The organism is Streptomyces sp. AC550_RSS872, assembly GCF_019049285.1.
Lineage (GTDB): Bacteria > Actinomycetota > Actinomycetes > Streptomycetales > Streptomycetaceae > Streptomyces.
The window spans coordinates 22,306-47,747 of record NZ_JAGMUL010000040.1; the positions used below are offsets into that span (position 1 = coordinate 22,306).

Consider the following 25,442-nt stretch of genomic DNA (forward strand, 5'->3'; position numbering starts at 1 on the left):
TGGGTGCGCGTCACTCGTCCGGCCGCCCTCCTGGAGCGAGAAGCCGCTACTGCCGGATCGCCCAGCCCCGCTCCCGCAACGACGCCGACAGGACCGGCGCCGCCTTGGGCTCCACCATCAGCTGCACCAGACCCGCCTGCTGCCCCGTCGCATGCTCGATCCGCACGTCCTCGATGTTGACCCCGGCCCGCCCCGCGTCCGCGAAGATCCGGGCCAGCTGCCCCGGCTGGTCGTCGATGAGCACGGCCACGACCTCGTAGACCCGCGGAGCGGCCCCGTGCTTGCCGGGCACCCGCACCTGCCCCGCGTTCCCCCGCCGCAGCACACTCTCGATACCGACCGTGCCCTCCACCCGCTTGTCCTCGTCGGACGACTGCAACGCCCGCAGCGCCCGCACCGTCTCCTCCAGATCGGCGGCGACGTCCGTGAGCAGATCGACGACGGGCCCGGGGTTCGCGGAGAGGATGTCGATCCACATCCCGGGATCGGACGCGGCGATCCGCGTCACATCACGGATGCCCTGACCACACAGCCGTACGGCCGCCTCCTCGGCGTTCTCCAGCCGCGCGGCGACCATGCTGGACATCAGGTGCGGCATGTGGGACACGAGCGCGACCGCACGGTCGTGGGCGTCGGCATCCATCACCACCGGCACCGCGCGGCAGTGCGAGACCAGCTCCAGGGCGAGGTTCAGCACCTCGGTGTCGGTGTCCCGGGTCGGCGTGAGCACCCAGGGCCGCCCCTCGAAGAGGTCGCCGGTCGCGGCCAGCGGCCCGGACTTCTCCCGGCCGGACATGGGGTGCGTACCGATGTACGGCGACAGGTCGAGCCCGAGCGCCTCCAGCTCACGCCGCGGCCCGCCCTTGACGCTGGCGACGTCGAGGTAGCCGCGGGCCACGCCCCGGCGCATGACGTCGGCGAGGACGCCGGCCACGTGCGCGGGCGGGGCGGCGACGATCGCGAGGTCCACGGGGCTCTCGGGGGCCTCGTCCGTTCCGGCGCCGAGCGCGGCCGCGGTCCGGGCCTGCTCGGGGTCGTGGTCGGCGAGGTGGACGGTGACCCCCCGCCCGGCCAGCGCGAGGGCGGCGGACGTACCGATGAGACCGGTGCCGATGACGAGTGCGGTTCTCACTGGGCGATGTCCTTGCGCAGGGCGGCCGCGGCGCCGAGGTAGACGTGCGCGATGTCGGCGCGGGACTTGTCGGACTCGATGTGCGCGAGGACCCGTACGACACGGGGCATGGCGCCCTCGATGTCCAGTTCCTGGGCGCAGATCAGCGGGACGTCCGCGAAGCCGCTGCCGAGCTTGCGGGCGGCGGCGGCCGGGAAGTCGCTGTGCAGATCGGGCGTGGCCGTGAACCAGACGCTGATCAGGTCGTCCGCGGTGAGGCCGTTCCGCTCCAGGATCGCGGTGAGCAGTGCTCCGACCTGCTCGTCCATGTGGCCGGCCTCGTCCCGCTCCAGTTGGACGGCCCCCCGGACCGCTCGTACCGCCACGGCGCTGCTCCTTGCTGACGTACGGATCGCTCTTCGGCTGTCCAGCCTAGTCAGCCAGGGTGCGACGAACGCATCCCGCCCGCCCGCTGAGACAGCCGGTCTCCGCAGGGCCGGCCGGTCGGGCCGGCGCCATCCCTGACGTACGAAACACGCGTTTTCCTCCGCTATGCCCCAGGTTGCTTCTTCATGGATGCTTTCAGTGCGAAGATGCTGTTGCTCCGCTCGGAGCGACTTCCGCACTTTCGGAGTGACGACATGACCTACCGTCCGACGCGGCGCACGATCCTCATCGCGACGGGCGCGACAGGCGCGACGGCGCTCGTCGCGGGCTGTGGCGATTCCGACGGCAACGGCGACTCGACATCGACCTCCACCACCTCCCCCGGCCAGGACGGCCAGACGGGCCAGGAAGGCAAGGAGCTGGCCACCACGTCCGAGATCCCGGTGGGCGGCGGCACGATCTTCGCGGACGACAAGGTGGTGGTGACCCAGCCGGAGACCGGCCAGTTCAAGGCCTTCACCGCCATCTGCACGCATCAGCGGTGCACGGTCGCGACGGTCGCGGACGGCACGATCAACTGCCCGTGCCACGGCAGCAAGTTCAACATCACGGACGGCTCCGTGGCCCACCCTCCGGCGACGCGGCCGCTGCCCGAGAAGAAGATCACCGTGGACGGAAATTCGATCCGCCTGGTCTGATCCGCCACGTACGCTCCGGGCATGCGCCCCGAGACCCTGGTCCGCGACCACACGATCTACGCCTGTGTGATGGGTTCGCGCGCCTTCGGTCTGGCGACGGACGGCAGCGACACCGACCGCCGCGGCGTGTTCCTCGCCCCGACGCCCCTCTTCTGGCGCTTCGAGAAGCCGCCGACGCATGTCGACGGCCCGCTGGAGGAACAGTTCAGCTGGGAACTGGAACGCTTCTGCGAGCTGGCCCTGCGGGCCAACCCGAACATCCTGGAGTGCCTGCACTCCCCGCTCGTGGAGTACGTCGACGACACCGGCCGCGAGCTGCTCGCCCTGCGCGAGGCGTTCCTGTCCCGCCAGGCCCTGGAGACGTTCACGCGTTACGCGCTGGGCCAGCGCAAGAAGCTGGAGGCGGACGTCCGCTCGCACGGCGCCCCGCGCTGGAAGCACGCGATGCACCTCCTCCGTCTCCTGACGAGCGCCCGCGACCTGCTGCGCACCGGCCGCCTCACGATCGACGTCGGCGACCAGCGCGAGCCGCTGCTGGAGGTCAAGCGCGGCGAGGTCCCGTGGCCGGAGGTGGAGTCCCGGATGAGCCGTCTGGCGAGGGAGGCGGAGGAGGCCTCGCACCGCAGCCCGCTCCCGGCCGAGCCGGACCGCCGCCGGGTCGAGGACTTCCTGATCGGCGTCCGCCGCGCGTCAGCTCTCCAGCCGGGTCCGTACGACGAAGGCGTGCAGGGCGTCGTAGGCGCTCGGGGCGTCGGGCAGCGCTGAGGCGGTCTGCGCCTCGTCCAGCACACCGTGCAGCCGCTCTATGTCGGCCGCCACGCGCGCGTGGTCGACATCGGCGCCCCCGTGCTCCCGCTCCGCCTTCGCCGCGATCAGCTCCGGCAGATAGGTGGGAGCACCGACCCCCGCGATCAGCGTCGGCAGATGCGGCTGCACCTCACCACTGCGCATCAGATGGATGCCGGTGAGCAGCACCCGGAAGGTGTAGAGCAGCGGCTTGAGCTCCCCGGTCTTCTCGAACAGCCGCCACTGGGTGGTGGCGAACCCGCGGTAGTGATGAGCGTGATGGCTGGTGAGCACGCCGGGCGCGAGTTCAGCCAGCTCCCGGTGGGCGTCCGTGGTGTGCACGACGAGCGGCGACAGGAGCTGCTCCAGGACATAGCCGTTGCGCCGCAGCATCAGCCGTACGAACTTGCGCAGGTCGTGGGTGACCAGGTCCATCTCGACGCCGTCCCGCACCCACATCCGCGACCGCGTCTCGTCCGGCTCCCGCAGTCCGACGAGGTCGGCGGTCGGCAGCAGGTGGACGCCGCGCAGGTCGACGTCCGAGTCGCGCGACGGGAAGCCGTAGAGGTGCGCGCCGGAGACCGTCGCGAACAGCACCGGGTCGGGCTGCTCGGCGACGACGGGCGTGAGGTCGATGTCCGGGGCGTCGATCATCCGTCAAGCGTCCCAGAGCGCTCCGAGGGTCAGCAGGTCACCCCGGTACTCGATCCGGTCCGCCCACTTGGTCGGCCACGCGTCGGCGCCCAGGTGGGCGCCCGCGAACGCACCGGCCAGGCAGGCGATCGAGTCCGAGTCCCCGGCGGTGCAGGCGGCCCGCCGCAGGGCCGTCAGCGGCTCGTCGACGAACCACAGGAAGCAGAGCAGGCCCGTGGCCATGGCCTCCTCGGCGATCCAGCCCTCACCGGTCGCCAGGCACGGGTCGGTCTCGGGCGAGACGGTGCGCACGGCCTCCTGAAGGCGGTCCAGGACGCCCAGGCACTCGTCCCAGCCGCGCGCGACGAAGTGCTCGGGGCTGGGGTCCTGACTGCGGGTCCACAGGTCGCCGAGCCAGCGCTCGTGGTAGCGGCCGCGGTTCTCGTAGGCGTACGACCGCAGCAGCCCGACCAGCCCGGTCGGCTCGGCGCCCTGCGCGAGGAGGCGTACGGCGTGCGCGGTCAGGTCGGACGCGGCGAGCGCCGTCGGATGCCCGTGGGTGAGCGCTGACTGCAACTGGGCGGCGCCCGCCCGCTGTTCGTCGCTGAGGCCGGGGACGAGCCCGACCGGCGCGACGCGCATGTTGGCGCCGCAGCCCTTGGAGCCGATCTGGCTGGCGTCCTGCCAGGGCAGGTCCGCGCGCTCCAGCAGGTCGCAGGCCCTCAGGCAGGTGTTGCCGGGGGCGCGGTTGTTCTCCGGTGAGCGGCTCCACGCGACGAACTCGGCACGCACCGGCTCGGCCATCGACTCGGGCCCGAGCACGCCCAGGTCCATCGCCGTGCGCAGCCCCTTCCCCAGCGCCAGCGTCATCTGCGTGTCGTCGGTGACGATCGCCGGCGTCGGCAGCTCCATCTCGGCCCACGGCCCGCACTTGGCGAGGATCGACGGCACGTCGTCGAACTCGGTCGGGAAGCCGAGGGCGTCCCCGAGGGCGAGGCCGAGCAGGGAGCCGGTGGCGGCGCGCTTGCGGACGGTGGTCGTGGTCATGCGGGGCGTCCTTCCGGGGTGGGCCGCAGCAGGGGCGGGTGGAGGGCGGCGGCGGTGCCCGCGCGGTAGAGGGCGGCCGGTTTGCCGCGGCCGCCGGTCAGCCGGGCGGCACCGGGCACGGCTTCGACGAAGCCCGGTGTGGCGAGGACCTTGCGGCGGAAGTTGGGCCGGTCGAGGGCGGTGCCCCACACCGTCTCGTAGACCTGTTGCAGCTCGCCGAGGGTGAACTCGGGCGGGCAGAAGGCGGTGGCGAGGCCGGTGTACTCCAGCTTGGCGCCGACGCGGTCGTGGGCGTCGGCCAGGATCCGGTCGTGGTCGAAGGCGAGGGGTCCGGCCGTGTCGTACGGCACCCAGCGCGCCTGGGCCGCGTCGCTGCCGCCGTGCGGTTCGGGCGGATGGGGCAGCAGGGCGGTGAAGGCGACCGTGACGACTCGCATCCGGGGGTCGCGGTCGGGCTCGCTGTAGGTCCGCAACTGCTCGAGGTGCAGGCCGGAGACGTCCGACAGGCCCGTCTCCTCGGCGAGTTCACGCCGGGCCGCCGTCTCCGCCGACTCGTCCGGCTGCACGAATCCGCCGGGCAGGGCCCAGTGGCCCTTGTAGGGCTCCTGCCCGCGCTCCACGAGCAGGACGTGCAGGACGCCGGCCCGGATGGTGAGGACGGCCAGGTCGGCGGTGACGGCGAAGGGTTCGTGTGCGTACTTGTCGTAGTCCATGCGAACCCCACCCCCTGGAATTATTAATAGTCACTACGACTATAAATGGGTGGGGGTAACGGCACAACCCCGGTCAGGCAAAGGACTCGCGACGACCCAGGAAGCCCAGCAGCCGGACGTCGGCACGCGCGCGTGGCCGCACCTCGACCGGCGGCGCGAACCGCACGCCCCGGTCCTCCTCGGTGACCACACAGCGGGCGACGTTGAGCAGCTCGGCCGCGAGCGACACCGGAATGGGCCTGGGCCGACCGCAGGCCTGGGCGACGTCCCACCCGTGCACGGCGATCTCGACGGCACCGACAGCGCCCAGCACCCGTACGTCCAGCGGCCGTTCCCCGACCAGCACCCGCTGCCCGGCGGGCCCCGCCGCCCAGGCACCGAGCACGGCGCACGCGCGCGTACGGAAGCCACAGGCCCGGTCGGCCCGCGGGAACGGCCCGATCCGCCCGCCCGTCAGCCCTTCGTACAGCGCGTCCAGGGAGTCGTCGAGATGCCCGAGCAGCTGCCCCAGGTCCCACCGGCCGCACGGCGTCCGGCGCCCGAGGCTCCCCGCCGCCACGTCGGCGACGCTCCCCAGCGCGTAGGCGAGCGAACGCTCCAGCAGCTCCCCGGAGCTCATGACAGCCCCCGCACGCCCGTCAGCGGCCGCTCAGGCGCCGTCTGAGGCGCCTCCTGGCCGGCCGTGTGCATCCCCACCGCCCCCGCTGTCCCCGCTGTCCCCGCTGTCCCCGCTGTCCCCGCTGTCGAGTTCATCCCCGCTCCCTCCGTCACGGATACAGACCGGCGGAGCGGCGAAAACGAATCGGCCGGTCCTGGACGAATCCAGAACCGGCCGACACTGGAGGCGACCTACAGATCGACTTCCTTCATCAGCATGCCGACCTCGGTGTTCGACAGCCGCCGCAGCCAGCCCGACTTCTGGTCGCCGAGGGTGATCGGCCCGAAAGAGGTGCGCACCAGCTTCTCGACGGGGAAGCCCGCCTCCGCCAGCATGCGGCGCACGATGTGCTTGCGGCCCTCGTGCAGGGTGACCTCGACCAGGTAGTTCTTGCCGGTCTGCTCGACGACCCGGAAGTGGTCCGCGCGCGCGTAGCCGTCCTCCAGCTGGATGCCGTCCTTCAGCTTCTTGCCCAGGTCGCGCGGGATCGGGCCCACGATCGCGGCGAGGTAGGTCTTCTTGACGCCGTACTTGGGGTGGGTGAGGCGGTGGGCCAGCTCGCCGTGGTTGGTGAGCAGGATGACGCCCTCGGTCTCGGTGTCGAGCCGGCCGACATGGAAGAGGCGGGTCTCGCGGTTGGTGACGTAGTCGCCGAGGCACTGACGGCCCTCGGGGTCCTCCATCGTCGAGACGACACCGGCGGGCTTGTTGAGCGAGAAGAACTGGTACGACTGCGTGGCGACCGTCAGGCCGTCGACCTTGACCTCGTCCTTCTCGGTGTCGACCCGCTTGCCCTGCTCCAGCACGATCTCGCCGTTGACCTCGACCCGCGCCTGCTCGATGAGCTCCTCACAGGCGCGCCGGGAGCCGTAACCGGCCCGCGCGAGCACCTTCTGGAGCCGCTCGCCCTCCTGCTCGGCGCCCGGGAAGGTCTTGGGCAGCTTGACGTCCTTCTTGCCCGCGTAGCGCTCCCGGTTGCGCTCCTCGGCCCTGGCGTCGTACTCGCGGGAGGTCGCCGGAGCCGAACGGCCCCGCCCGGTGCCCTGGCCCTGCCTGGGCCCGCCCTTGGCGCCGCCGCGCGCGGAGGCGCCGCGCCCCGACTTCGGGCCGTCCTGGGTGGCGCCGGGGCCTACGTCGTAGCGCCGCTCCTCCGGGCGCGGCTTCTTCGGCCGGCCGCCCTGTTTGTCGTCGCGGTTGTTACCGGCGCCACGGTAGTTACCGCGGCCACCGCTGCTCCCGCCGCGGCCGCCGCTGTTGCCACCACGGCTCCCGCCGTTGTTTCCGCTGCTGTTCCTGCCGCTGCTGCTTCGCATCAAAGTTCCGTCTTGTCGTCTGCGTCCTCGGAATCCGGAGCGTCCGGATCGAACGACGGGACTCCTTCCTGCGTCTCGGCCTCGATCGCCTCCGCCTCCGGGAGGAAGGGCGCGAGCTCCGGGAGCTCGTCCAGACCGCGCAGGCCCATCCGCTCCAGGAAGTAGTTCGTCGTCGTGTACAGGATCGCACCTGTTTCGGGTTCCGTGCCCGCCTCCTCGACCAGCCCGCGCTGAAGGAGGGTGCGCATGACCCCGTCGCAGTTCACTCCGCGCACGGCCGAGACGCGGCTGCGGCTGACCGGCTGGCGGTACGCGACGACCGCGAGCGTCTCGAGTGCGGCCTGGGTGAGCCGGGCGGTCTGCCCGTCCAGCACCAGCCGCTCGACGGCGGCCGCGTACTCGGGGCGGGTGTAGAAACGCCAGCCGCCCGCGACGAACCGCAGCTCGAAGCCGCGCCCCTGCATGACGTAGTCGTCGGCCAGCTCCCGCAGGGCGTCGGCGATCTGCCGGCGCGGCCGCTCCAGGAGCTTCGCGAGTCGCTCCTCGGTCGCGGGCTCGTCCACGACCATGAGCATCGCCTCCAGGGCGGGCTTGAGGTCGAGGTCCGCGACGGTACGCAGCCCGGCCGGAAGCTCGGTGGTCTGCTCACTCACGCCTTCTTCTCCTCCTTCGGCGGCTCGGGCGGCCGGTCGAACTCGTCGGTCACCGTGGGCGTCTCGTCCCCGTCCCCACCGGTCCAGCGCACGGTGAGCTCCCCCAGCGCGGTCTCCTGGTCCAGGGCCACGGCCTTCTCCCGGTAGAGCTCCAGCAGGGCCAGAAACCGCGCGACGACGGTGAGGGTGTCGTCGGTGTCCTCGACGAGCGACCGGAAGCTGGCCTCGCCGAGTTCCTTCAGCCGCGCGACGACGATCCCGGCCTGTTCCTGCACGCTGACCAGCGGCGCGTGGATGTGATCGACGTAGACCTGCGGCTTGGGCCTGGGCTGCATCGCCTTGACCGCGAGCTTGGCGAATCCTTCCGCCCCGATGCTGATGACGACCTCGGGCAACAGCTCGGCGTGCTGCGGCTCCAGCCCGACGGTCCGCGGATAGCGCCGCGCCTCGTCGTCGAGCCGGCGGCTGAAGATGTCCGCGATCTGTTTGTACGCCCGGTACTGGAGCAGCCGTGCGAACAGCAGGTCCCGCGCCTCCAGCAGCGCGAGGTCGGCCTCGTCCTCCACCTCGGCGGCGGGCAGCAGCCGGGCCGCCTTCAGATCGAGCAGCGTGGCCGCGACGACCAGGAACTCGGTCGTCTCGTCCAGATCCCAGTCCGGCCCCATGGCCCTGATGTGCGCCATGAACTCGTCGGTCACCTTGGACAGCGCGACCTCGGTGACATCGAGCTTGTGCTTGGAGATCAGCTGGAGGAGGAGATCGAAGGGGCCCTCGAAGTTGGAGAGCCGGACCTTGAAGACACCGTCGTCGGGCTCCCCGGGATCCTGGGTTCGGTCTGACTCCTGGGCATCGCCCGTGTCCTGGGCATCGCCCGCGTCCTGGGCATCGCCCGCGTCCCGGGTTCCGCCCGTGTCCTGGGCTTCGCCGTGCGCGGGTTCTTCCGGTTCGACCGCTTGCGGCTCGGTATCGGGCCGGCCGCCGCCGTTGTGGGCAGGCGTTCCGCCGGGGGTCCCCCCAGGCCCTTCAGGCACTGGGGGAGGAACGGGTGGGCACGACGGCCCACCGGGCTCAGCCGGAGACTCGACCTCGGCCGCCGACAAGCTCTCCGCAGGAGGCAGAGAAAACGACTCGGCCGACGGAACCACAGGTGCCGCCCCGGGGCCCCGCCCCAGCACACGCCGACGCCCGCCGGAGGCACCGGCGCCGGAGGCGGGAACGTCGTTCGAGGTCATGGCCCCCGCAGGCTACCGCTACCGCCCGCGCAGCCGTCGTACGAGGATGCTCGCGTCCCCGCGGGACTCCAGATCGGCCAGCACCACGGCCACCGCCTCCCGGACGATCCGCCCGCGGTCCACGGCCAGTCCGTGCTCACCCCGCAGCACCAGACGCGCGTGCTCCAGATCCATGAGCTCCTCGGCGGAGACGTACACGGTGATCTTCTCGTCGTGCCGTTCGCGACCACTGGGCCGACGCGAGGCCGACCGCCCGCGCTTGCGCGGCGCGGCGGCGGAGGCGGCTGCACCGGAAGCGGCGGAACCGCCGGAGGCACCCGCCCCGGCAGAACCTTCCTGCGCCCCCTGACGTCGCGCGGAGCGCTCCGCGGCCGCGGTACGGATGCGCGACTCACCGGCGTCGACCGACTCCGTGTCGGCCGCCATGTGCTCCGCACCGTCCCCGTCGCCGCCCTGCACGGGCACCGACTGCGGCGCGTCCTCAGCGGCGGCAGCGGGATCGCTCTCCCCCGTGGGAGCCGGCACCCGGGCCTCGCCGTTGGCCGGGCGCCGGGGAGTGGACGGCTGGAGTGCCATACCCCCTGTCGTACGGAACAGTTCGTCGGCCCCCGGCAGACTCACTCGGCGTGACACCGGGCGAGCACCTCCCTGGCGAGCTGACGATAGGCGGCGGCACCGACGGAGTTGGAGGCGTACGTGGTGATCGGCTCACCGGCGACCGTGGTCTCCGGGAAGCGGACCGTGCGCCCGATGACCGTGTGGTAGACGTGGTCGTCGAACGCCTCGACCACACGGGCCAGCACCTCACGGCTGTGGACCGTGCGCGAGTCGTACATCGTGGCCAGGATGCCGTCGAGCTCCAGCTCCGGGTTGAGCCGCTCCTGGACCTTCTCGATGGTCTCGGTCAGCAGGGCCACGCCTCGGAGGGCGAAGAACTCGCACTCCAGGGGCACGATCACCTTGTGGGCGGCGGTCAGCGCGTTCACCGTGAGCAGGCCCAGCGAGGGCTGGCAGTCGATCACGATGAAGTCGTAGTCGGGCAGCAGCGGCTTCAGGGCGCGCTGGAGCGTCGACTCGCGCGCGACCTCGCTGACCAGCTGGACCTCGGCGGCGGACAGGTCGATGTTGCTCGGGAGGAGGTCCATGTTGGGGACCGCCGTCTTCAGGAGCACCTCGTCGGCCGACATGCCCCGCTCCATGAGCAGGTTGTAGACCGTGAGGTCGAGCTCCATCGGATTGACGCCGAGTCCGACCGAGAGCGCGCCCTGGGGGTCGAAGTCGACGAGCAGGACCCGGCGTCCGTATTCCGCGAGAGCCGCACCCAGGTTGATGGTCGACGTCGTCTTGCCGACGCCGCCCTTCTGGTTGCACATCGCGATGATCTTCGCGGGGCCGTGGTCGGTCAGCGGACCCGGGATCGGGAAGTACGGCAGCGGACGCCCGGTCGGGCCGATGCGCTCACGGCGCTGACGGGCAGCGTCGGGCGCGAGGGTGGCCGCGTACTCGGGGTCGGGCTCGTACTCCGCGTCGGGGTCGTAGAAGTGCCCGTCGGGCAGTTCGTCGTAGTCGGCGAATTGGTTGTGGGGCGCGCCACTTCCGTCGCCGGCCATGGCGTTCACGTGATGGCCATCCATGCTCTGGTGTGCTGTCTGAGTCAACCCTGAGATCTGGTGACTCTGGTGGGCTGCGAAGGTGCGCACCGCAACGGAGCCGACAGCCTCGAATCCCGCGGGACCCTGGCCCCGTACCGGCATTCCTGGTTGACCACCCCCGGGAGAAAATGTCGACTCATTCACAAGTCGTCTTACCTCCTTGGTGACCAGGAAACTTCTAGACAGGTCAGCGTGGCACCATGCCGACAGTCGGCGACTCTATGGCGTGTCGGTGGTCCGCAGCAACACAATCCGCCGGACCGAGCAGATGTGTCGACAATGAAACATCCCGCTGTCAAGGGCGTACGGCCGTCGCACAGCAGGTTTCACGGGTGTGCGAATCGGGCGAAGGGTTGCGTTCGAGGCGAGTTGACCGAGAGACGCAAAGTGACCATACACACATCCGGCCGGACCTTTTTGGGCAAGGTCCGGCCGGGTGCGTTCGGTTGACGACTCGTGTTGACGTATCGCCTTTACCAGAAAGTGACTTAGCCGATCGGGCTTCCGAACGGCTCAGCCGAGCAGCGTCTCGAGCTCCACGTGCTCCAGGCCGTGCGCCTCCGCGACCTCCCGGTAAACCACCTTGCCGTCATGCGTGTTGAGGCCCTTGGCCAGCGCGGCGTCACGGCGCAGCGCCTCCACCCAGCCCCGGTTGGCGAGTTCCAGGATGTAGGGCAGCGTGGCGTTGGTGAGCGCGTAGGTGGAGGTGTTGGGCACCGCACCCGGCATGTTGGCGACGCAGTAGAAGACCGAGTTGTGGACGGGGAAGGTCGGCTCGGCGTGCGTGGTGGGGTGCGAGTCCTCGAAGCATCCGCCCTGGTCGATCGCGATGTCGACAAGGACACTTCCCGGCTTCATCCGGGAGACCAGCTCATTGGTGACCAGCTTCGGGGCCTTGGCGCCCGGGATGAGGACGGCGCCGATGACGAGGTCGGCCTCGAGGCAGGCCTTCTCCAGCTCCAGGGCGTTGGAGACGACGGTCTGGATCTTCGTGCCGAAGATCTTGTCCGCCTCCTTGAGCTTGTTGATGTCCTTGTCGAGCAGGGTCACGTGGAAGCCCATGCCGATGGCGATCTGCGCGGCGTTCCAGCCGGAGACGCCACCGCCGATGACGACGGCCTTGCCGGCCGGCACGCCCGGGACGCCGCCGGGCAGCACACCGCGGCCGCCGCCGGCGCGCATCAGGTGGTAGGCGCCGACCTGCGGGGCGAGCCGGCCGGCCACCTCGGACATGGGGGCGAGCAGCGGCAGGGCCCGGGAGGGCAGCTCGACCGTCTCGTAGGCGATCGCCGTGGTGCCGGACTCGACGAGGGCGTCCGTGCACTCCTTGGAGGCGGCCAGGTGCAGGTAGGTGAAGAGCGTCTGGTCCTTGCGGAGACGGTGGTACTCCTCGGCGATGGGCTCCTTGACCTTCAGCAGCAGGTCCGCGGCGGCCCACACCTCGTCGGCGGTCGGCAGGATCTGGGCGCCTGCGGCGACGTACTCGCTGTCCGGGATCGACGAGCCGACACCGGCGCCCTGCTCGATGACGACCTGGTGGCCGTGGCGCACCAGCTCGTGCACGCCTGCGGGGGTGATGGCCACCCGGAACTCGTTGTTCTTGACCTCGCGGGGGATGCCGACCTTCACGTCGATCACGGTCCTTGGCTCAGAGGGTGTGGGGCATTGCATGACATTCCCAGGCATGCGGGGGCACACCGGGGTACACCGCAGGAGAAGGTGCGGCAGAGCCAGTCTAATGAAGGTGTTCCCGCTGTCTAGCCTTTCATTGCATCAATCTTCAGTGGATGTACTACGGATTTCGCAGGCGTTAGCGTCATGTTCCGGCTCGAAAGCGTCTTGCCCGGGCTCAGGCACGGCCGCATCGGACTCCCGAGGCTCCTCTCCCAGCATCCGCTCGGCCGCGCCCCGGTGCAGCTGCGCCGCCGATGAGTCCCCGAGATGGTCCAGCGTGTCGGCGAGCCGCAGATGCAGGGCACCCTGGAGCCGTACGTCCTCCGCGCGCCGTGCCCACTCCACCGCCTCCTGGCAGGTACGCAGCGACTCCTCGGGCCGGCCGGCGTACTCCTGGACCCGGGCCAGCTCGCTCAACGCCCGTGCGTGCCCGGCGACATCGCCGTTCTTGCGGTGCCCGGCGATGGCCGCCCGCCAGTTGCGCAGCGCGTCGCCGTACCGGCCCGCATAGGTGTGCGCCTCGCCGATACGGCCGTACAGCCGGGCCGCGTCCGCCCGCTCCCCCCGGGCCAGCCGCTGGGCGAGCGCGCGGCCGAACCAGTCGGCGGCCCGGTCGTAGTCCCCGAGCTCCAGATGGGCACCACCTACGGATTCCATCGCACGGCCGGTCGCATACGGGTCGTTCGCCTCCCATCCGGCGTCCAGTGCGGCCCGGTACCGCACCAGCGCCTCGCGCGTACGCCCCGTCCGGGCGTCGAGATCGCCGAGGTTCAGCAGCGCGGCGGCCTTCTCGCGGGGCAGTTTCCGGCGCTCGGCGACGTCGAGGACGAGGCTGTGGATGCCGTACAGGTCGGCGGCGGCCTCCTGGGTGCCGAAGTGCGCGACCATCGCCCGGACCAGCTGGGACATCAGACGGCGGGCGAGGGTGTCCAGCTCGCCGTCGGCGACCGCGGCACGGGCCGAGGCCAGCAGGGCGGGCCTGCGGATGCCCAGCCACTCGGCGGCGGCCCGCGGGTTGGGGAAGCGCAGGGCCTGGGGCATGCCGAGGAGCTTCTGACGGGTCTCGGGGCTGTCCGTCTCGGTGATCGCCCGGCAGGACTGGAGCAGCCGTACGGTCCGCTCCAGCATCCGGGCGCGGGCGAGCTGGAGCTCGGCGGGACGGTCCTGGGTCTCGGTGAGGGCCTTCAGCAACGGGTACAGACACGCCGGGACCTCGTACTGCGGCAGCGGCGAGTCCACGGCGTGCAGCAGGCCGAGGGCGACGATGTCGTCCAGGGTGGCGCGGGCGCCGTCCACCGAGCAGCCGGCCAGCGCGGAGGCGGTGTGCGGGTCGACGACGCCGCCCGGGGCGAGGGTGAGCAGCCGCAGTATCCGGGCCGCGGGCGTCGACAGGGCGCCGTGGACGAGGCGGAAGACCCGGCTGAGCGGTGTGCCCTCCTCGCCCTCGGCCCGCAGCTGCTTGGCCAGGTCGGAGACGGCCACCTTGGGGCGGGCGGCGAGCCAGCGGCCGGCCAGCGTCAGCGCGGCCGGCTGGCCCTGACACACCTCGACGAGTCCCTCGGCGGCCCGCGGGTCGACGGTGATGCGGACCGAGCCGGCGTGCCGGGACAGCAGCTCCACCGCCGACTTGGTGTCCAGGCCGCCGAGCGTGCAGGGCCGCACGTCCGAGATCCCGGTCAGCGGACCGTGCGAGACGGCGACGGCCAGGCACTCCGGGCTGTCCGGCAGCAGCGAGTCGACCTGCTCGGACTCGGCCGCGTCGTCGAGCAGCAACAGGACCTTGCGCTCGGCGAGGGTCTCGCGGAGCTCCGCCGTCAGGTCGTCCTCGGCGGCGCCGGCCGGGGCGGGCCGGTCCAGGGCGGTGAGCAGTTCGCGGGCGGTGCGCTCGACGGGGACGGGGGTGCCGTCGGGCTCGCTCAGACGGGCGCGCAGCACACCGTCGGCGTAACGGTCCGCCACCTGCCGTACAAGCTCCTCGGCGAGCGCCGTGCGGCCCGAGCCGGGACGCCCCGCGATGAGCAGCACGCGCGCGCGTGGCGCCTTGCGGCCCGAGAGGGTGTCCAGGCCCGCGCGCTCGATGTCGGCGCGGAGCTCCTTCAATTCGCGGGTACGGCCCAGGAATTGGTGCGCGGCGGAAGCCTGGGCGAACACCTGCACGCCGCCTGTGTCCACGACCTGATCCGTCACGGGGCCACACTCCCGTCCCACCGCACGCGCAAGCCCGCCGGGACTCCGGTTCGGGCGTGTCCCGAGCCTAGTTCACGCTCTGCGACGATCCGGGCGCAGCACGGCGGACACATCCCCCGACCGGATCAGCAGATGGTAGGACCGGCACTCTCCAGCAGGTGGCGGGACCGGCACTCTCCAACGGGCGTCACGGCAACGCCCCAGGGCCGCGGGGCTGTGTCGGTATGCGGCTCCGCCGCGTGGGCGCGACCAGCCACGACGGCGCGGCAGCCGGCAAGATCACCGCACCCACGGCGCGCACCCGCATGGCTCCCCAGCGGGGCGCTCACTCCTCGAAGGGCCTCGCAGGCCAAGCCGCCTCAGCCGGCCGCAACCCGTCCACCCCGCCGGAGGCCCTCGCCGCGACCAGCGACAGCACGCCCACGACAAGGCAGTTGTTGTGCAGCTCCCCCGCGAGCACCGCCCGCACCAGCTCATCGACCGGCACGCGCGCGTGCTCCATGTCGGCCTCCTCGTCCTCGACCTCGAAGCGGTCGCCGTCCGCCTCGGACAGATGACGGGCGAGGAAGATCCGTACGGCCTCGTCGCAGCCGCCGGGGGTGGTGTAGACGTCCGTCAGCACCCGCCAGTCCTCGGCCTTGACGTGGGCCTCCTCGTACAGCTCGCGCTGCGCGGCGTGCAGCGGGTTCTCGCCGGGGATGTCGAGCAGCCCGGCCGGGATCTCCCACAGCTTCTGCCGCACCGGGTGACGGTACTGCTTGATGAGCAGGACGCGGTCCTCGGCGTCCAGGGCGAGGACGGCCACCGAGCCCGGGTGGACCTGGTAGTCGCGTCGCACCACCGAGCCGTCGGGCATGACCACGTCGTCCGTGCGGACGGAGGTCTTGTTGCCCACGAAGGGGGTCTCCGTCGCCCGGATCTCCCACTCCTCGGGGGTGTCCTTGATCGTCATGCCCTGCCCTTCCACGTGCGCAAAGAAAACCGGGGTGCCCACCTTTGAAGGTTTGCACCCCGGCCACCGTACAACTGTCGTGTTACTTCGAATTCTTGCCTGCGCCGTCGCCCTGCTGGCGTTCGACGGCTGCCTTCACCAGCCCGGCGAACAGCGGGTGCGGGCGCGTCGGGCGCGAGCGCAGCTCGGGGTGGGCCTGCGTGGCCACCAGGTAAGGGTGGACCTCGCGCGGGTACTCCACGTACTCCACGAGCTTGCCGTCGGGCGACGTACCGGAGAACAGGATGCCGGCCTTCTTCTCCAGCTCCGCCCGGTAGGCGTTGTTGACCTCGTACCGGTGACGGTGCCGCTCCTCGACGTACTCCTTGCCGTCGTACACCTCGCGCACGATCGAGCCCTCGGCCAGCTTCGCCGGGTACATGCCGAGCCGCATGGTGCCGCCCATGTCGCCCTCACCGGCGACGATGTCGAGCTGCTCGGCCATGGTGGAGATGACCGGGTGGCCGGTCGCCGGGTCGAACTCGGTGGAGTTGGCGTCGCCGATGTCGGCGAGGTTGCGGGCCGCCTCGATCACGATGCACTGGAGGCCCAGGCACAGGCCGAGCAGCGGGATCCGGTTCTCGCGGGCGTACTTGATCGCGCCGACCTTGCCGAGCACGCCGCGGTCGCCGAAGCCGCCCGGGATGCAGATGCCGTCGACGTCGGAGAGCTGCTGCCTGGCGCCGGCCGGGGTCTTGCAGTCGTCGGAGGTGACCCACTTGATCTTCACGCGGGCCTTGTTGGCGAAGCCGCCCGCGCGCAGCGCCTCAGTGACCGAGAGGTAGGCGTCGGGCAGGTCGATGTACTTGCCGACCAGGGCGAGGGTGATCTCGTGGTCGGGGTTGTGGACGCGGTCGAGCAGGTCGTCCCAGGTCGTCCAGTCCACGTCGCGGAACGGCAGGTCCAGCTTGCGGACGACATAGGCGTCCAGGCCCTCGCCGTGCACGGTCTTCGGGATGTCGTAGATCGAGCGGGCGTCGGGGCAGGCGACCACGGCCGCCTCGTCGACGTCGCACATCAGGCTGATCTTGCGCTTGATCGCGGTCGGCACCTCACGGTCGCAGCGCAGCACGATCGCGTCTGGCTGGATACCGATGTTGCGCAGCGCCGCAACCGAGTGCTGGGTCGGCTTCGTCTTCAGCTCTCCCGAGGGGCCGATGTACGGCAGGAGCGAGATGTGGACGACGAAGACGTTGTCACGACCGACCTCGTGACGGACCTGGCGGACGGTCTCCAGGAACGGCAGCGACTCGATGTCGCCGACCGTGCCGCCGACCTCCGTGATGACGACGTCGACCTCGTCGGTCGCCATGCGGCGGATGCGGTGCTTGATCTCGTTGGTGATGTGCGGGATGACCTGCACGGTGTCGCCGAGGTACTCGCCGCGCCGCTCCTTGGCGATCACGGTGTTGTACACCTGGCCGGTGGTGACGTTCGCCGAGCCGTCCAGGTCACGGTCGAGGAAGCGCTCGTAGTGGCCGATGTCCAGGTCGGTCTCGGCACCGTCGTTGGTGACGAACACCTCGCCGTGCTGGAAGGGGTTCATCGTGCCAGGGTCGACATTGAGGTACGGGTCGAGCTTCTGCATCACGACGCGCAGACCCCGCGCCTTGAGGAGCATGCCGAGGCTGGAGGCCGTCAGGCCCTTGCCGAGCGAGGAGGCGACACCCCCGGTGACGAAGATGTGCTTGGTCGTCGTGGATTTTGGCATGGCCAAGAGGGGGCTCCCGTGGTCGCGATCTTGAAGTGCGGTTCGGGGGTCTTCACGCCCACCGGTCCACGGGCTACCAGGGTATCAGCGACTAGGACCGATGGCTTCCGGCCACGCTCCGCACACGAGTCGGCACGGATCCGCACGCCGCACCGGTTTCCCACCCATCGCTCACCCCCTGCTCACCCGTTCGGCCGACCCGGGTTGCCCGGAGCGGCACGCAGATCATCTGCGTGCGTCGTATCCTGCTCGGACATTCGCTGCCGGGCCCGGCCGGTAACACGGCACCACCCCTCGCCCGTAACCACCGGAACAACGAGAGCTCGTCAGTTCGTTGAGCAGAGATCGTCGAGAAGAGACTGTCGTTTTGCCTCACGGCCGAGACGACTGCTTTGCTTCATCGCTCAACGACGCATGACAAAACCCACCCCTTGACCGCACCAAGCGAGAGCCCCCTTGCCAGAGAAGGGGGTGACGTGGCCGTTCGACTGGAGTTGCACGTGGCCGGGCGCATCGAAGACTACGCACTCATCGGAGACATGCAGACCGCGGCACTGGTCTGCCGGGACGGCACAGTCGACTGGCTGTGCCTGCCCCGCTTCGACTCGCATGCCATCTTCGCCGGGCTGCTGGGCACCGAGGAACACGGCTTCTGGCGGCTCGGCCCCGCCCATGCCTCCGACGCCCCGCCGCCCACCGCGGCCCGGCGCAGCTACCGTGGCGACTCCCTGATCCTGGAGTCCGAGTGGGACACGCCACGCGGCACGGTCCGGGTGATCGACTTCATGCCCCCGCGTGACGGCGCGCCCCAGCTGATCCGGATCGTGGAGGGCGTCTCGGGCCGCGTGCCGATGCGCTCGGCGCTGCGGATGCGTTTCTCGTACGGCCGGGTCGTGCCGTGGGTGCACAAGCACGAGGGCCGTACGGTCGCCGTCGCCGGTCCGGACTCGGTGTGGTTCGACGCGGAGACCGAGACCTACGGCAAGTCGCTGACGACGTACTCGGACTTCACGGTCGCCCCCGGTGAGCGGATCGCGTTCACCATCTCCTGGGAGCCCTCGCACAAGCAGCCGCCCGCGCTGCCGGAGCCGGAGCAGTCGCTGGAGGCGACGGAGGACTTCTGGCGGGAGTGGGTCGAGCACTGCACGTACCACGGCCCCTACCGCGAGGCGGTCATCCGCTCGCTGATCACGCTGAAGGCGCTGACGTACGCCCCGACCGGCGGCATCGTCGCCGCGCCGACGACCTCCCTGCCGGAGGACATCGGCGGCGTCCGCAACTGGGACTACCGCTACACCTGGCTGCGCGACGCGGCCATCACCCTGTCCTCGCTGCTGCGCACCGGCTACCGCGAGGAGGCCCGCGCCTGGCGCGAATGGCTGCTGCGGGCGGTCGCGGGCGACCCGGAGAACCTCCAGATCATGTACGGCATCGCCGGCGAGCGCGAGCTGGGCGAGGCCGAGCTGGACTGGCTGCCCGGCTATGAGGCCTCCGCGCCGGTCCGGGTCGGCAACGGCGCCGCGCACCAGCTCCAGCTGGACGTCTACGGAGAGGTCACCGAGGCCCTGCACCTGGCCCATATGACGGGCCTGGCCCGCAACGACTACGCCTCGCTGCTCCAGCTCAAGCTCATCCGCTACCTGGAGGACCACTGGGACGAGCCGGACGAGGGCATCTGGGAGGTGCGCGGACCGCGCCGCCACTTCGTGCACTCCAAGGTGATGGCCTGGGTCGCCGTCGACCGCACCATCAAGCTCATCGAGTCCGGCGACGCCGACGGCCCGCTGGAGCGGTGGCGCGAGCTGCGCGACGACATCCACCGGGACGTGTGCGAGAAGGGCTACGACAAGGAGCGCAACACCTTCACGCAGTCGTACGGCTCGAAGGAGCTGGACGCCTCGCTGCTGCTGATCCCGCAGATGGGCTTCCTGCCGCCCGACGACAAGCGCGTCATCGGCACCATCGAGGCGATCCAGCGCGAGCTGTCCACCTCGGACGGGTTCATCCTGCGCTACCCGACGCAGGGCGACGACGAGGGCGTCGACGGCCTCCCCGGCGACGAGGGCGCCTTCCTCGCCTGCTCGTTCTGGATGGCGGACGACCTGGCGATGATCGGCCGGGTCGACGAGGCCCGCAAGCTGTTCGAGAAGCTGCTGTCGCTGCGCAACGACCTCGGTCTGCTGGCCGAGGAGTGGGACCCGCGCCTCCGGCGCCAGGTCGGCAACTTCCCGCAGGCCTTCAGCCACGTTCCGCTGATCGACACGGCGCTGCGGCTGACGGCGTCCGGGGCGTACGGGGGCTGAGCCGAGCGGCCGCCGCAGCGCTCGACAGGACGCCCGTATCGCGCCCGCCTAACCTGGAAGCAAGCGATTGCCGCTTGTCTTGCCCCTTGTCGGAAGGGGGCGGCCATGGCTACCCACTCCAAGGCGGGCGCGGCCCTCGCCGCGCTGCGCGAGGATCTCGCCGGTGATGTGTTCGCGCCGGGGGACTTCGGTTACGACGACGCGCGGGTCGTCTTCAACACCATGATCGACCGGCGGCCCGCGGTGATCGCGCAGTGCGTGGACGAGGACGACGTCGTCCGGGCCGTGCGGTTCGCCAGGGACCTGGACCTGCACATCGCGGTGCGCGGCGGCGGGCACAGCGTGGCGGGCATGGCGCTCAACGACAACGGTCTGGTGATCGACCTGCGCCATATGCGCGCGGTCACCGTCGACCCCGCGGCCGAGGCGGTACGGGTCTCGGGCGGGGCCACGATGAGCGACCTGGACCGCGCCACCCAGGTGTACGGCCTCGCCACGACCGGTGGCCGGGCGTCGACCACCGGCGTCGGCGGCTTCGTCCTCGGCGGCGGCACGGGCTGGCTGGACCGCTGGTGCGGCCTCGCCGTGGACAATCTGCTCGGCGTGGAGCTGGTCACCGCCGACGGCGGCCGGGTCCACGCCAACGCGGACGAGAACCCGGACCTGTTCTGGGCCCTGCACGGGGGCGGCGGCAACTTCGGCATCGCCACCGCGATCACGCTGGAGCTGCACGAGCTGCCCGAGTTCGCCATCGCGCTGGTGCTGTACCGGCCCGAGTTCGCGCCGGACGCCGTGCGCACCTTCCGCGACGTGATCGAGTCCGGCCCGGACGAGGTGGGCGGCGGCATCATCCACTTCACCGGCCCGCCCGAGGAGTTCGTACCGCCCTCCCTCGTCGGCGATCTGGTGTGCGGTGCGCTCCTGACGTACGCCGGCGCCGAGCAGGACATGCGCAAGTACGCCGAGCCGCTGCTGGCGCTGCCGCACGAGGCGGAGATCGTCGGCGCGATGCCGTACGCCGACGTGCAGTGCATGATCGACGATCCGCCCGGCATGCGGCACTACTGGTCGGCGGAGTACCTGACGGGCGCACCGGACGACCTCGTCGACGTCTACTGCGCGGCCGGGCGGTCCATGCCCGTGCCGACCGGCACCCAGCACGTCCTCCTGCCGCAGGGCGGGGCGATCTCCGCCGGTCCGCACGAGTACCCGGTGCCGTACCGGGACGCCCCCTGGGCGGTGCACCCGTACGGCATGTGGCAGGACCCGGCGGACGACGAGCGGTGCAGGCAGTGGGTGCGGGACGTCCGCGCGGAGGTACGGCCGTGGAGCAGCGGCGCGGTCTATCTGAACTTCATCGGCGACGAGGGCGCGGAGCGTGTGGTGGCCGGTCTGGGCGCCGGGAACACCCGTCGGCTGGCGGAGCTGAAGCGGCGCTACGACCCGGACAACGTCTTCCGGTTCAATCACAACATCCGGCCGGCCTGAGCACGCTCACCAGGCTCGCCGGAACGCCGTCAGCGTCCGTTCCCCGCCCGGGTCTCCGGCCGTCGCCGGCACGAGGGCGATCTCGTCGAGGCCGGCGTCGGCGTACTCCGCCACCCGCGCGCGTACGGCGTCCAGGTCGCCCACCAGACCGACCGTGCCGGCCGCCGCGGCGGGCAGTGCCCGCACCAGCGTGCCGGAGTCGGCGCCGGTACGGGCCAGCTCCACCGCCTCCCCGAAGCCGGCCGCCTCGAACATGTCGCTGTAGCCGGGCACCGTCAGATACCCGGCGACGCTGCGCAGGACCTGCGCGAGGGACTCCGGGTCCGGATCGACGGCGGCCGGCAGCCAGGAGGCCAGCGTCGGCGGCGTACGGCCCGCGCGTTCGGCGGCCGCCGTCAGCTTGGCCCGCAGCGTCCGCACCTGGTCCGGCGAGACGAGGTCGAGCAGCATCCGGTCGGAGTGCGTCGCGGCCGTGGCGATGGCACGGTCACCGAACGCCGCCACCGTGAGCGGGCCGCCGGGCGGTGGGAGGCGGCGCGGGAAGACGCTGCCGGGGACGATCGGCTCACCGGGCTCGCCGTACAGGAAGACGCGCAGGGCCGCCGCGGAGGCCTCCATCGCCGCCGCGGGCCGCACCCTCGGCACCCCGTGCACGCCCTCGACGACCCGCTTGCTGGACGTCCCCAGCGCCACCCCGACCGGCCGCCCCGTGACGGCGGCGACCGAGGCGGCGCCCCGCGCGATCCCGAACGGCTCGCGCACCGACACCGCCACGGGACCGGCCGTCAGCGCGACCCGCTCGGTGGCCCGCCCGATGGCCGCGGCGAGGACGAAGGAGTCCCAGGTCGGCCCCTCCCCCGCCCACACCTCTCGGTACCCGAGCCGGTCGGCGGCCACCGCCACCCGCAGCGGCTCCTCGACCGGACTGTCGTCCTCCCGTGCCACGGCAACCACGCTGAAGTCCATGCCGACGCCGCTACCCCGACGGGCGCACCCCAATCCGGCGCGGTGATCACTTCGTCAAGGCGCGCATCCGGCTGGATATGCCGCGGAGCCGTGCCCACAGGTAGCGTCCGCCTCATGGACAGCGGTACGGGCGGGATGAGCAGCGGATTCGACACGCACAGCGCCGGGATCACCGTGCGCCGGGCGCTGGAGCTGCCCGGCCTGCGCAGCGGGCTTCCGGAGGTCCTCGCGGGCGCCGACCGGCTGGGGCGGACCGTGCGCTGGGTGCACGCGGGCGAGGCGCCCAACATCGCCTCGCTGCTCAAGGGCGGGGAACTGCTGCTGACCACGGGCTACGGCATCGGCACCCGCCCCGCCGACCAGCGCGCGTTCGTGCGCACCCTGGCCGAGCGCGGCATCGCGGCCCTGGTCATCGAGCTCGGCACCCGCTTCACCCGGCTGCCCGCCACGCTGGTCGACACGGCCCGTGCGGCCGGTCTGCCGCTGGTCCAGCTGCATCGCGAGGTGCCGTTCGTGACGGTCACCGAGGAGATCCACACCGAGATCGTCAACGGCCACTACGCGCTGCTGCAACGCGCGGAGGAGGTGCACCGCCGCTGCACAAAAGCCCTGCTCGGCGGCGGTGGAGTGCCCCAAGTGCTCGGCATCCTGGCCGACTTCAGCGGCAACCCGGTCTTCCTGGAGACGACGGACGGGCAGCTGCTGTACGCCGCCGGGGCCGGTCCGGAGGGCGCGGATCCGCTTCAGGTGTGGGAGGGGCTGCGGGGGCAGCACAAGGAGGGGCCGCCGCCCGCCGGTTCGGTGCTGGTGGATGTTCCCGGGGGCGGCCCGGGAACGGTGTCGGTCCGGGCCCGTCTGGTTCTGCTCCCCGTACGGAACCCTCTGGCCCCGGTGCACCGGATCGCCGCCGAGCGGGCCGCGGGCATCCTGGCCGTGGTGCTGATGCAGGCACGGCAGGAGGATGAGCTGGCGGCGCGCGGGCGCGGCGACTTCCTGACCGACCTCGCGGAGGGCCGTGTCGCCGCCGAGGACGCCCCGGCACAGGCGCGCGTGCTGGGCTTCAAGCCGGGTGAGGGCCCGTTGCTGCCGGTCGTGATGCGGCTGGGGGACGCGCCGTCCCCCGGCGGAGGCTGGGCGGTGCTGGCCCGCGCGGTCGGCGAAGAACTGGCCTCGGTGGGGGTGCCGGTGCTGTTGGGCGTACGGCCGGTGGAGGGCCGGGTGCCGCTGCTGCTGGGCCTGCGTGCGGAGGCGGACCGGTCGGCGGTCGCGGACCGGGTCGCGGTGGCGCTGCGGGCGGGCGTGGAGCGGGCCGGGGTGCAGCGGCCCGGGGCGCCGCCGCCGGTCGTGGTCGTCGGCGTGGCCGGCGGCTGGGCGGCGGCCTCGGCGGGCCTCAGACACGCGGCGGAGACGGCGACGGCGGCGCAGGGCCTGACCGACCGCCCCTGGTACGACGCCCGGCGCCTGGACATCGACCTGCTGCTGTGGCGGCTGCGTGACCACCCGGACCTCGCGGCCTTCGTGGACCGCGCGATCGGCCCGCTCCGCGAGCACGACAACCGCTCGAAGCCGCCCCTGCTGCCCACCCTGGAGACGTACTTGGCCCACGCGGGCCGCAAGGCGGAGACCGCCCGTGAGCTGCACCTCAACCGGCAGACCCTCTACAACCGCCTCGCCCGCATCGGCGAGTTGCTCGGCACCGACCTCGACGACCCGCAGACGGTGCTGGCGTTGAGCCTGGCACTCCGGGCGCGAAGGCATGCGGGATAGCCGGAGGCAGCTGGGGTCGGACGCGCGTGCCGGGGCCGAGGCGTCTAGATCACGAACCGGGGCTGGGTCAACTCGTCGTACACGCTGAGGACTTGGGCCACCGTCTCGTCCTCGGTCGGCCAGGTGGCCGTCTGCCGCACGCCGCGCTCCCTGAGCAGCTCCCGCCGCTCGGGGTCGCCGAGCAGCCGGACGACGGCGTCGGCGAGGGCCTTCGCATCGCCGTACGGGACGAGTTCGGCCGCGTCGCCGACGAGTTCCGGTACGCCACCCACCTCGGTGGCGACGAGCGGCACGCGTGCGTGCAGGGCCTCCTGGGCGAGGACGGACCGGGACTCCCAACTGCTGGGCAGGAGCGCCACATCGGCGGCGGCGAGCAGCTCGGAGACGTCGTCGCGCCGCCCGATCAGCCGCACGGGCAGCTCCTCGTCCTCGATCCGACGCTGGAGCTCGGCCCGCTGCGTCCCCTCCCCCGCGATCACGACCAACGGCACGGGGTCGAGCCGCAGCCACGCGCGCGAGGCGTCCAGCAGCACGTCGTACCCGCGGTGCCGCTCCAGTGAGCCGACGGCAATCAGCAACGGCCGTCCGGTGGCCCCGAGTTCGGCCCGGACCTTGGGCCGCAGCCGGTCGGGGTCGTCGTGCTCGACGGCGCGGAGGGGGCCGGGCATGGCGACAGCGGCCAGGCGCGCGTCCCGGGCGCCGGTCCGGCGGGCCCGGTCCACGAGCGCCGAGGTGGTCCCGAGCACGACGGAGGCGGCTTTGACGACCCGCCGCTCCAACAGCCGTACGAGATGGGCGCGGGCTCCCTCGGCATGTGCCCGGTCGTGCCAGGTGACGACGAGCGGGGTGCGCCGCCCGCTCAGCGCGAGCACCGCGCGGAAGGAGGCGTGCAGCCCGTGCGCGTGCACCAGGTCGGCCTCCGCGCACGCCGCCCGCAGGGCCGCCACCGAGCCGGGATCGCTGCTGCGCGGCACATGCACATGGTCGGCGCCGGCCCCCGTGAAGTCATAGAGCTGATCGGCCTCGACGGGGGCACACACGGTGACCCGCACGCCCCGCGCGACCAGCCCCGAGGCCAGTGATCGCACATGCGCGCTACTGCCGGCGTTGCCACCGCCCAGCACCTGCACGGTGCGCAGCGAGGACTGGCCGTGCGGTGCATGGCTGCTGGCGGGGGTCACGTGGCCAGGGCTCCTGCTTCGGGTCGGGCGGTCACGAAGAACGTACAGAAGGATCGGGCGGACGGGGTGCACCGCGAGAATCCCTACGCGTACGACGTGTTTACGCCAAGGATGCCAGGACGTACGGCCGTTCCGGGAACGCCGGCAGGCCCCGGGCGGCCCGGGTGCCGGGCAACTCGGTGGCCGGAGTCACCTGCACGAGTGATCCGGGGTGGGGATGGTGGCCGAACATGCGCGCGTGGAGCACGTTTCGGCGGCGACCGGCGTGCACCGGTGTGGCGCACCGAGCCC

Annotated in this window: 22 protein-coding genes; 5 read left to right on the top strand and 17 right to left on the bottom strand. The window is 71.7% G+C overall.

Annotated elements, in window-relative coordinates; genetic code table 11:
• Window positions 1-46: 46 nt before the first annotated feature.
• Both KUM44_RS18340 and aroH read right to left on the bottom strand, forming a co-directional pair.
• Window positions 47-1,132 carry a prephenate dehydrogenase gene (locus KUM44_RS18340; protein ID WP_217209045.1) on the bottom strand — a complete coding sequence of 362 codons (1,086 nt, stop codon included), beginning with the start codon at window positions 1,130-1,132 and terminating at the stop codon, window positions 47-49.
• Window positions 1,129-1,497, bottom strand: coding sequence for a chorismate mutase (gene aroH, locus KUM44_RS18345; RefSeq protein WP_217209047.1), 369 nt, complete (start codon window positions 1,495-1,497; stop codon window positions 1,129-1,131). The genes KUM44_RS18340 and aroH overlap by 4 nt, the downstream gene beginning before the upstream one ends.
• Window positions 1,498-1,752: 255 nt before the next feature.
• Here aroH and KUM44_RS18350 point away from each other — a divergent pair, with 255 nt between their 5' ends.
• Together KUM44_RS18350 and KUM44_RS18355 are read left to right on the top strand one after the other, a co-directional pair.
• The gene (locus KUM44_RS18350; RefSeq protein WP_217209049.1) at window positions 1,753-2,196 is read left to right on the top strand and encodes a Rieske (2Fe-2S) protein; all 444 of its coding nucleotides are present in this window, start codon (window positions 1,753-1,755) and stop codon (window positions 2,194-2,196) included.
• 21 nt (window positions 2,197-2,217) lie between these two features.
• Complete coding sequence (locus KUM44_RS18355) at window positions 2,218-2,961, top strand: DNA polymerase beta superfamily protein (protein WP_217209051.1); 744 nt, start codon at window positions 2,218-2,220, stop codon at window positions 2,959-2,961.
• On the opposite strand, the gene KUM44_RS18360 is transcribed toward KUM44_RS18355, so the two are convergent.
• From KUM44_RS18360 to KUM44_RS18420, 13 genes are all read right to left on the bottom strand, one after another.
• Complete coding sequence (locus KUM44_RS18360; RefSeq protein WP_217209052.1) at window positions 2,887-3,636, bottom strand: nucleotidyltransferase domain-containing protein; 750 nt, start codon at window positions 3,634-3,636, stop codon at window positions 2,887-2,889. The genes KUM44_RS18355 and KUM44_RS18360 overlap by 75 nt on opposite strands.
• 3 nt (window positions 3,637-3,639) lie before the next feature.
• On the bottom strand, window positions 3,640-4,662 hold the full coding sequence (locus tag KUM44_RS18365) for an ADP-ribosylglycohydrolase family protein (RefSeq protein ID WP_217209053.1): 1,023 nt from the start codon (window positions 4,660-4,662) through the stop codon (window positions 3,640-3,642).
• The gene (locus KUM44_RS18370; RefSeq protein WP_217209054.1) at window positions 4,659-5,375 is read right to left on the bottom strand and encodes an NUDIX domain-containing protein; all 717 of its coding nucleotides are present in this window, start codon (window positions 5,373-5,375) and stop codon (window positions 4,659-4,661) included. The genes KUM44_RS18365 and KUM44_RS18370 overlap by 4 nt, the downstream gene beginning before the upstream one ends.
• A gap of 73 nt (window positions 5,376-5,448) precedes the next feature.
• Window positions 5,449-5,994: a TIGR03086 family metal-binding protein gene (locus tag KUM44_RS18375; RefSeq protein WP_217209055.1), complete on the bottom strand. Its 546-nt coding sequence runs from the start codon at window positions 5,992-5,994 to the stop codon at window positions 5,449-5,451.
• Window positions 5,995-6,224: 230 nt separating this feature from the next.
• Window positions 6,225-7,346 (bottom strand): pseudouridine synthase, encoded by a 1,122-nt coding sequence (locus KUM44_RS18380; protein ID WP_217209056.1) that lies wholly within the window; start codon window positions 7,344-7,346, stop codon window positions 6,225-6,227.
• Window positions 7,346-7,999, bottom strand: a complete 654-nt coding sequence (gene scpB, locus KUM44_RS18385; RefSeq protein WP_217209057.1) for an SMC-Scp complex subunit ScpB — start codon at window positions 7,997-7,999, stop codon at window positions 7,346-7,348. Before scpB ends, KUM44_RS18380 begins: the two co-directional genes overlap by 1 nt.
• Window positions 7,996-9,231, bottom strand: coding sequence for a ScpA family protein (locus tag KUM44_RS18390; protein ID WP_217209058.1), 1,236 nt, complete (start codon window positions 9,229-9,231; stop codon window positions 7,996-7,998). Before KUM44_RS18390 ends, scpB begins: the two co-directional genes overlap by 4 nt.
• A gap of 18 nt (window positions 9,232-9,249) precedes the next feature.
• Window positions 9,250-9,864, bottom strand: a complete 615-nt coding sequence (locus KUM44_RS18395) for a hypothetical protein (protein WP_217209060.1) — start codon at window positions 9,862-9,864, stop codon at window positions 9,250-9,252.
• Window positions 9,849-10,985, bottom strand: coding sequence for a ParA family protein (locus KUM44_RS18400; RefSeq protein ID WP_078916304.1), 1,137 nt, complete (start codon window positions 10,983-10,985; stop codon window positions 9,849-9,851). Before KUM44_RS18400 ends, KUM44_RS18395 begins: the two co-directional genes overlap by 16 nt.
• Window positions 10,986-11,396: 411 nt before the next feature.
• Window positions 11,397-12,521 (bottom strand): alanine dehydrogenase, encoded by a 1,125-nt coding sequence (gene ald, locus KUM44_RS18405; protein WP_217209062.1) that lies wholly within the window; start codon window positions 12,519-12,521, stop codon window positions 11,397-11,399.
• Between the two features lie 135 nt (window positions 12,522-12,656).
• On the bottom strand, window positions 12,657-14,744 hold the full coding sequence (locus tag KUM44_RS18410) for a tetratricopeptide repeat protein (protein WP_217209064.1): 2,088 nt from the start codon (window positions 14,742-14,744) through the stop codon (window positions 12,657-12,659).
• 325 nt (window positions 14,745-15,069) lie between these two features.
• Window positions 15,070-15,696, bottom strand: coding sequence for an NUDIX hydrolase (locus KUM44_RS18415; protein ID WP_217209066.1), 627 nt, complete (start codon window positions 15,694-15,696; stop codon window positions 15,070-15,072).
• 82 nt (window positions 15,697-15,778) lie between these two features.
• On the bottom strand, window positions 15,779-17,446 hold the full coding sequence (locus KUM44_RS18420; protein ID WP_217209069.1) for a CTP synthase: 1,668 nt from the start codon (window positions 17,444-17,446) through the stop codon (window positions 15,779-15,781).
• A 500-nt stretch (window positions 17,447-17,946) separates the two neighbouring features.
• Between KUM44_RS18420 and KUM44_RS18425 the strand changes: the two genes are divergently transcribed.
• On the top strand, window positions 17,947-19,749 hold the full coding sequence (locus tag KUM44_RS18425) for a glycoside hydrolase family 15 protein (RefSeq protein ID WP_217209098.1): 1,803 nt from the start codon (window positions 17,947-17,949) through the stop codon (window positions 19,747-19,749).
• 105 nt (window positions 19,750-19,854) lie between these two features.
• Entirely contained in the window at window positions 19,855-21,237 is a 1,383-nt protein-coding gene (locus KUM44_RS18430; protein ID WP_217209070.1) for an FAD-binding oxidoreductase, read from the top strand.
• 6 nt (window positions 21,238-21,243) lie between these two features.
• On the opposite strand, the gene KUM44_RS18435 is transcribed toward KUM44_RS18430, so the two are convergent.
• Window positions 21,244-22,203 (bottom strand): LLM class F420-dependent oxidoreductase, encoded by a 960-nt coding sequence (locus tag KUM44_RS18435; protein ID WP_217209073.1) that lies wholly within the window; start codon window positions 22,201-22,203, stop codon window positions 21,244-21,246.
• 114 nt (window positions 22,204-22,317) lie between these two features.
• On the opposite strand from KUM44_RS18435, the gene KUM44_RS18440 reads away from it, so the two are divergent.
• Window positions 22,318-23,970, top strand: a complete 1,653-nt coding sequence (locus KUM44_RS18440; protein WP_217209074.1) for a PucR family transcriptional regulator — start codon at window positions 22,318-22,320, stop codon at window positions 23,968-23,970.
• Window positions 23,971-24,014: 44 nt separating this feature from the next.
• Here the strand turns inward: KUM44_RS18440 and KUM44_RS18445 are convergent, their stop codons facing one another.
• A complete protein-coding gene (locus KUM44_RS18445) occupies window positions 24,015-25,151 on the bottom strand; it encodes a glycosyltransferase family 4 protein (protein ID WP_217209076.1) in 1,137 nt (378 codons plus the stop codon).
• Window positions 25,152-25,442: the final 291 nt, after the last annotated feature.

What these genes read in the sequence shown, in the direction of transcription:
- KUM44_RS18375 (WP_217209055.1), bottom strand. Translation starts at nt 5,994, where the DNA reads ATGAGCTCCGGGGAGCTGCTGGAGCGTTCGCTCGCCTACGCGCTGGGG.
- KUM44_RS18370 (WP_217209054.1), bottom strand. Translation starts at nt 5,375, where the DNA reads ATGGACTACGACAAGTACGCACACGAACCCTTCGCCGTCACCGCCGAC.
- KUM44_RS18360 (WP_217209052.1), bottom strand. Translation starts at nt 3,636, where the DNA reads ATGATCGACGCCCCGGACATCGACCTCACGCCCGTCGTCGCCGAGCAG.
- KUM44_RS18440 (WP_217209074.1), top strand. Translation starts at nt 22,318, where the DNA reads ATGGACAGCGGTACGGGCGGGATGAGCAGCGGATTCGACACGCACAGC.
- KUM44_RS18350 (WP_217209049.1), top strand. Translation starts at nt 1,753, where the DNA reads ATGACCTACCGTCCGACGCGGCGCACGATCCTCATCGCGACGGGCGCG.
- KUM44_RS18420 (WP_217209069.1), bottom strand. Translation starts at nt 17,446, where the DNA reads ATGCCAAAATCCACGACGACCAAGCACATCTTCGTCACCGGGGGTGTC.
- KUM44_RS18400 (WP_078916304.1), bottom strand. Translation starts at nt 10,985, where the DNA reads ATGCCGGTACGGGGCCAGGGTCCCGCGGGATTCGAGGCTGTCGGCTCC.
- KUM44_RS18380 (WP_217209056.1), bottom strand. Translation starts at nt 7,346, where the DNA reads ATGCGAAGCAGCAGCGGCAGGAACAGCAGCGGAAACAACGGCGGGAGC.
- KUM44_RS18365 (WP_217209053.1), bottom strand. Translation starts at nt 4,662, where the DNA reads ATGACCACGACCACCGTCCGCAAGCGCGCCGCCACCGGCTCCCTGCTC.
- KUM44_RS18435 (WP_217209073.1), bottom strand. Translation starts at nt 22,203, where the DNA reads ATGGACTTCAGCGTGGTTGCCGTGGCACGGGAGGACGACAGTCCGGTC.
- KUM44_RS18430 (WP_217209070.1), top strand. Translation starts at nt 19,855, where the DNA reads ATGGCTACCCACTCCAAGGCGGGCGCGGCCCTCGCCGCGCTGCGCGAG.
- KUM44_RS18355 (WP_217209051.1), top strand. Translation starts at nt 2,218, where the DNA reads ATGCGCCCCGAGACCCTGGTCCGCGACCACACGATCTACGCCTGTGTG.
- KUM44_RS18415 (WP_217209066.1), bottom strand. Translation starts at nt 15,696, where the DNA reads ATGACGATCAAGGACACCCCCGAGGAGTGGGAGATCCGGGCGACGGAG.
- KUM44_RS18390 (WP_217209058.1), bottom strand. Translation starts at nt 9,231, where the DNA reads ATGACCTCGAACGACGTTCCCGCCTCCGGCGCCGGTGCCTCCGGCGGG.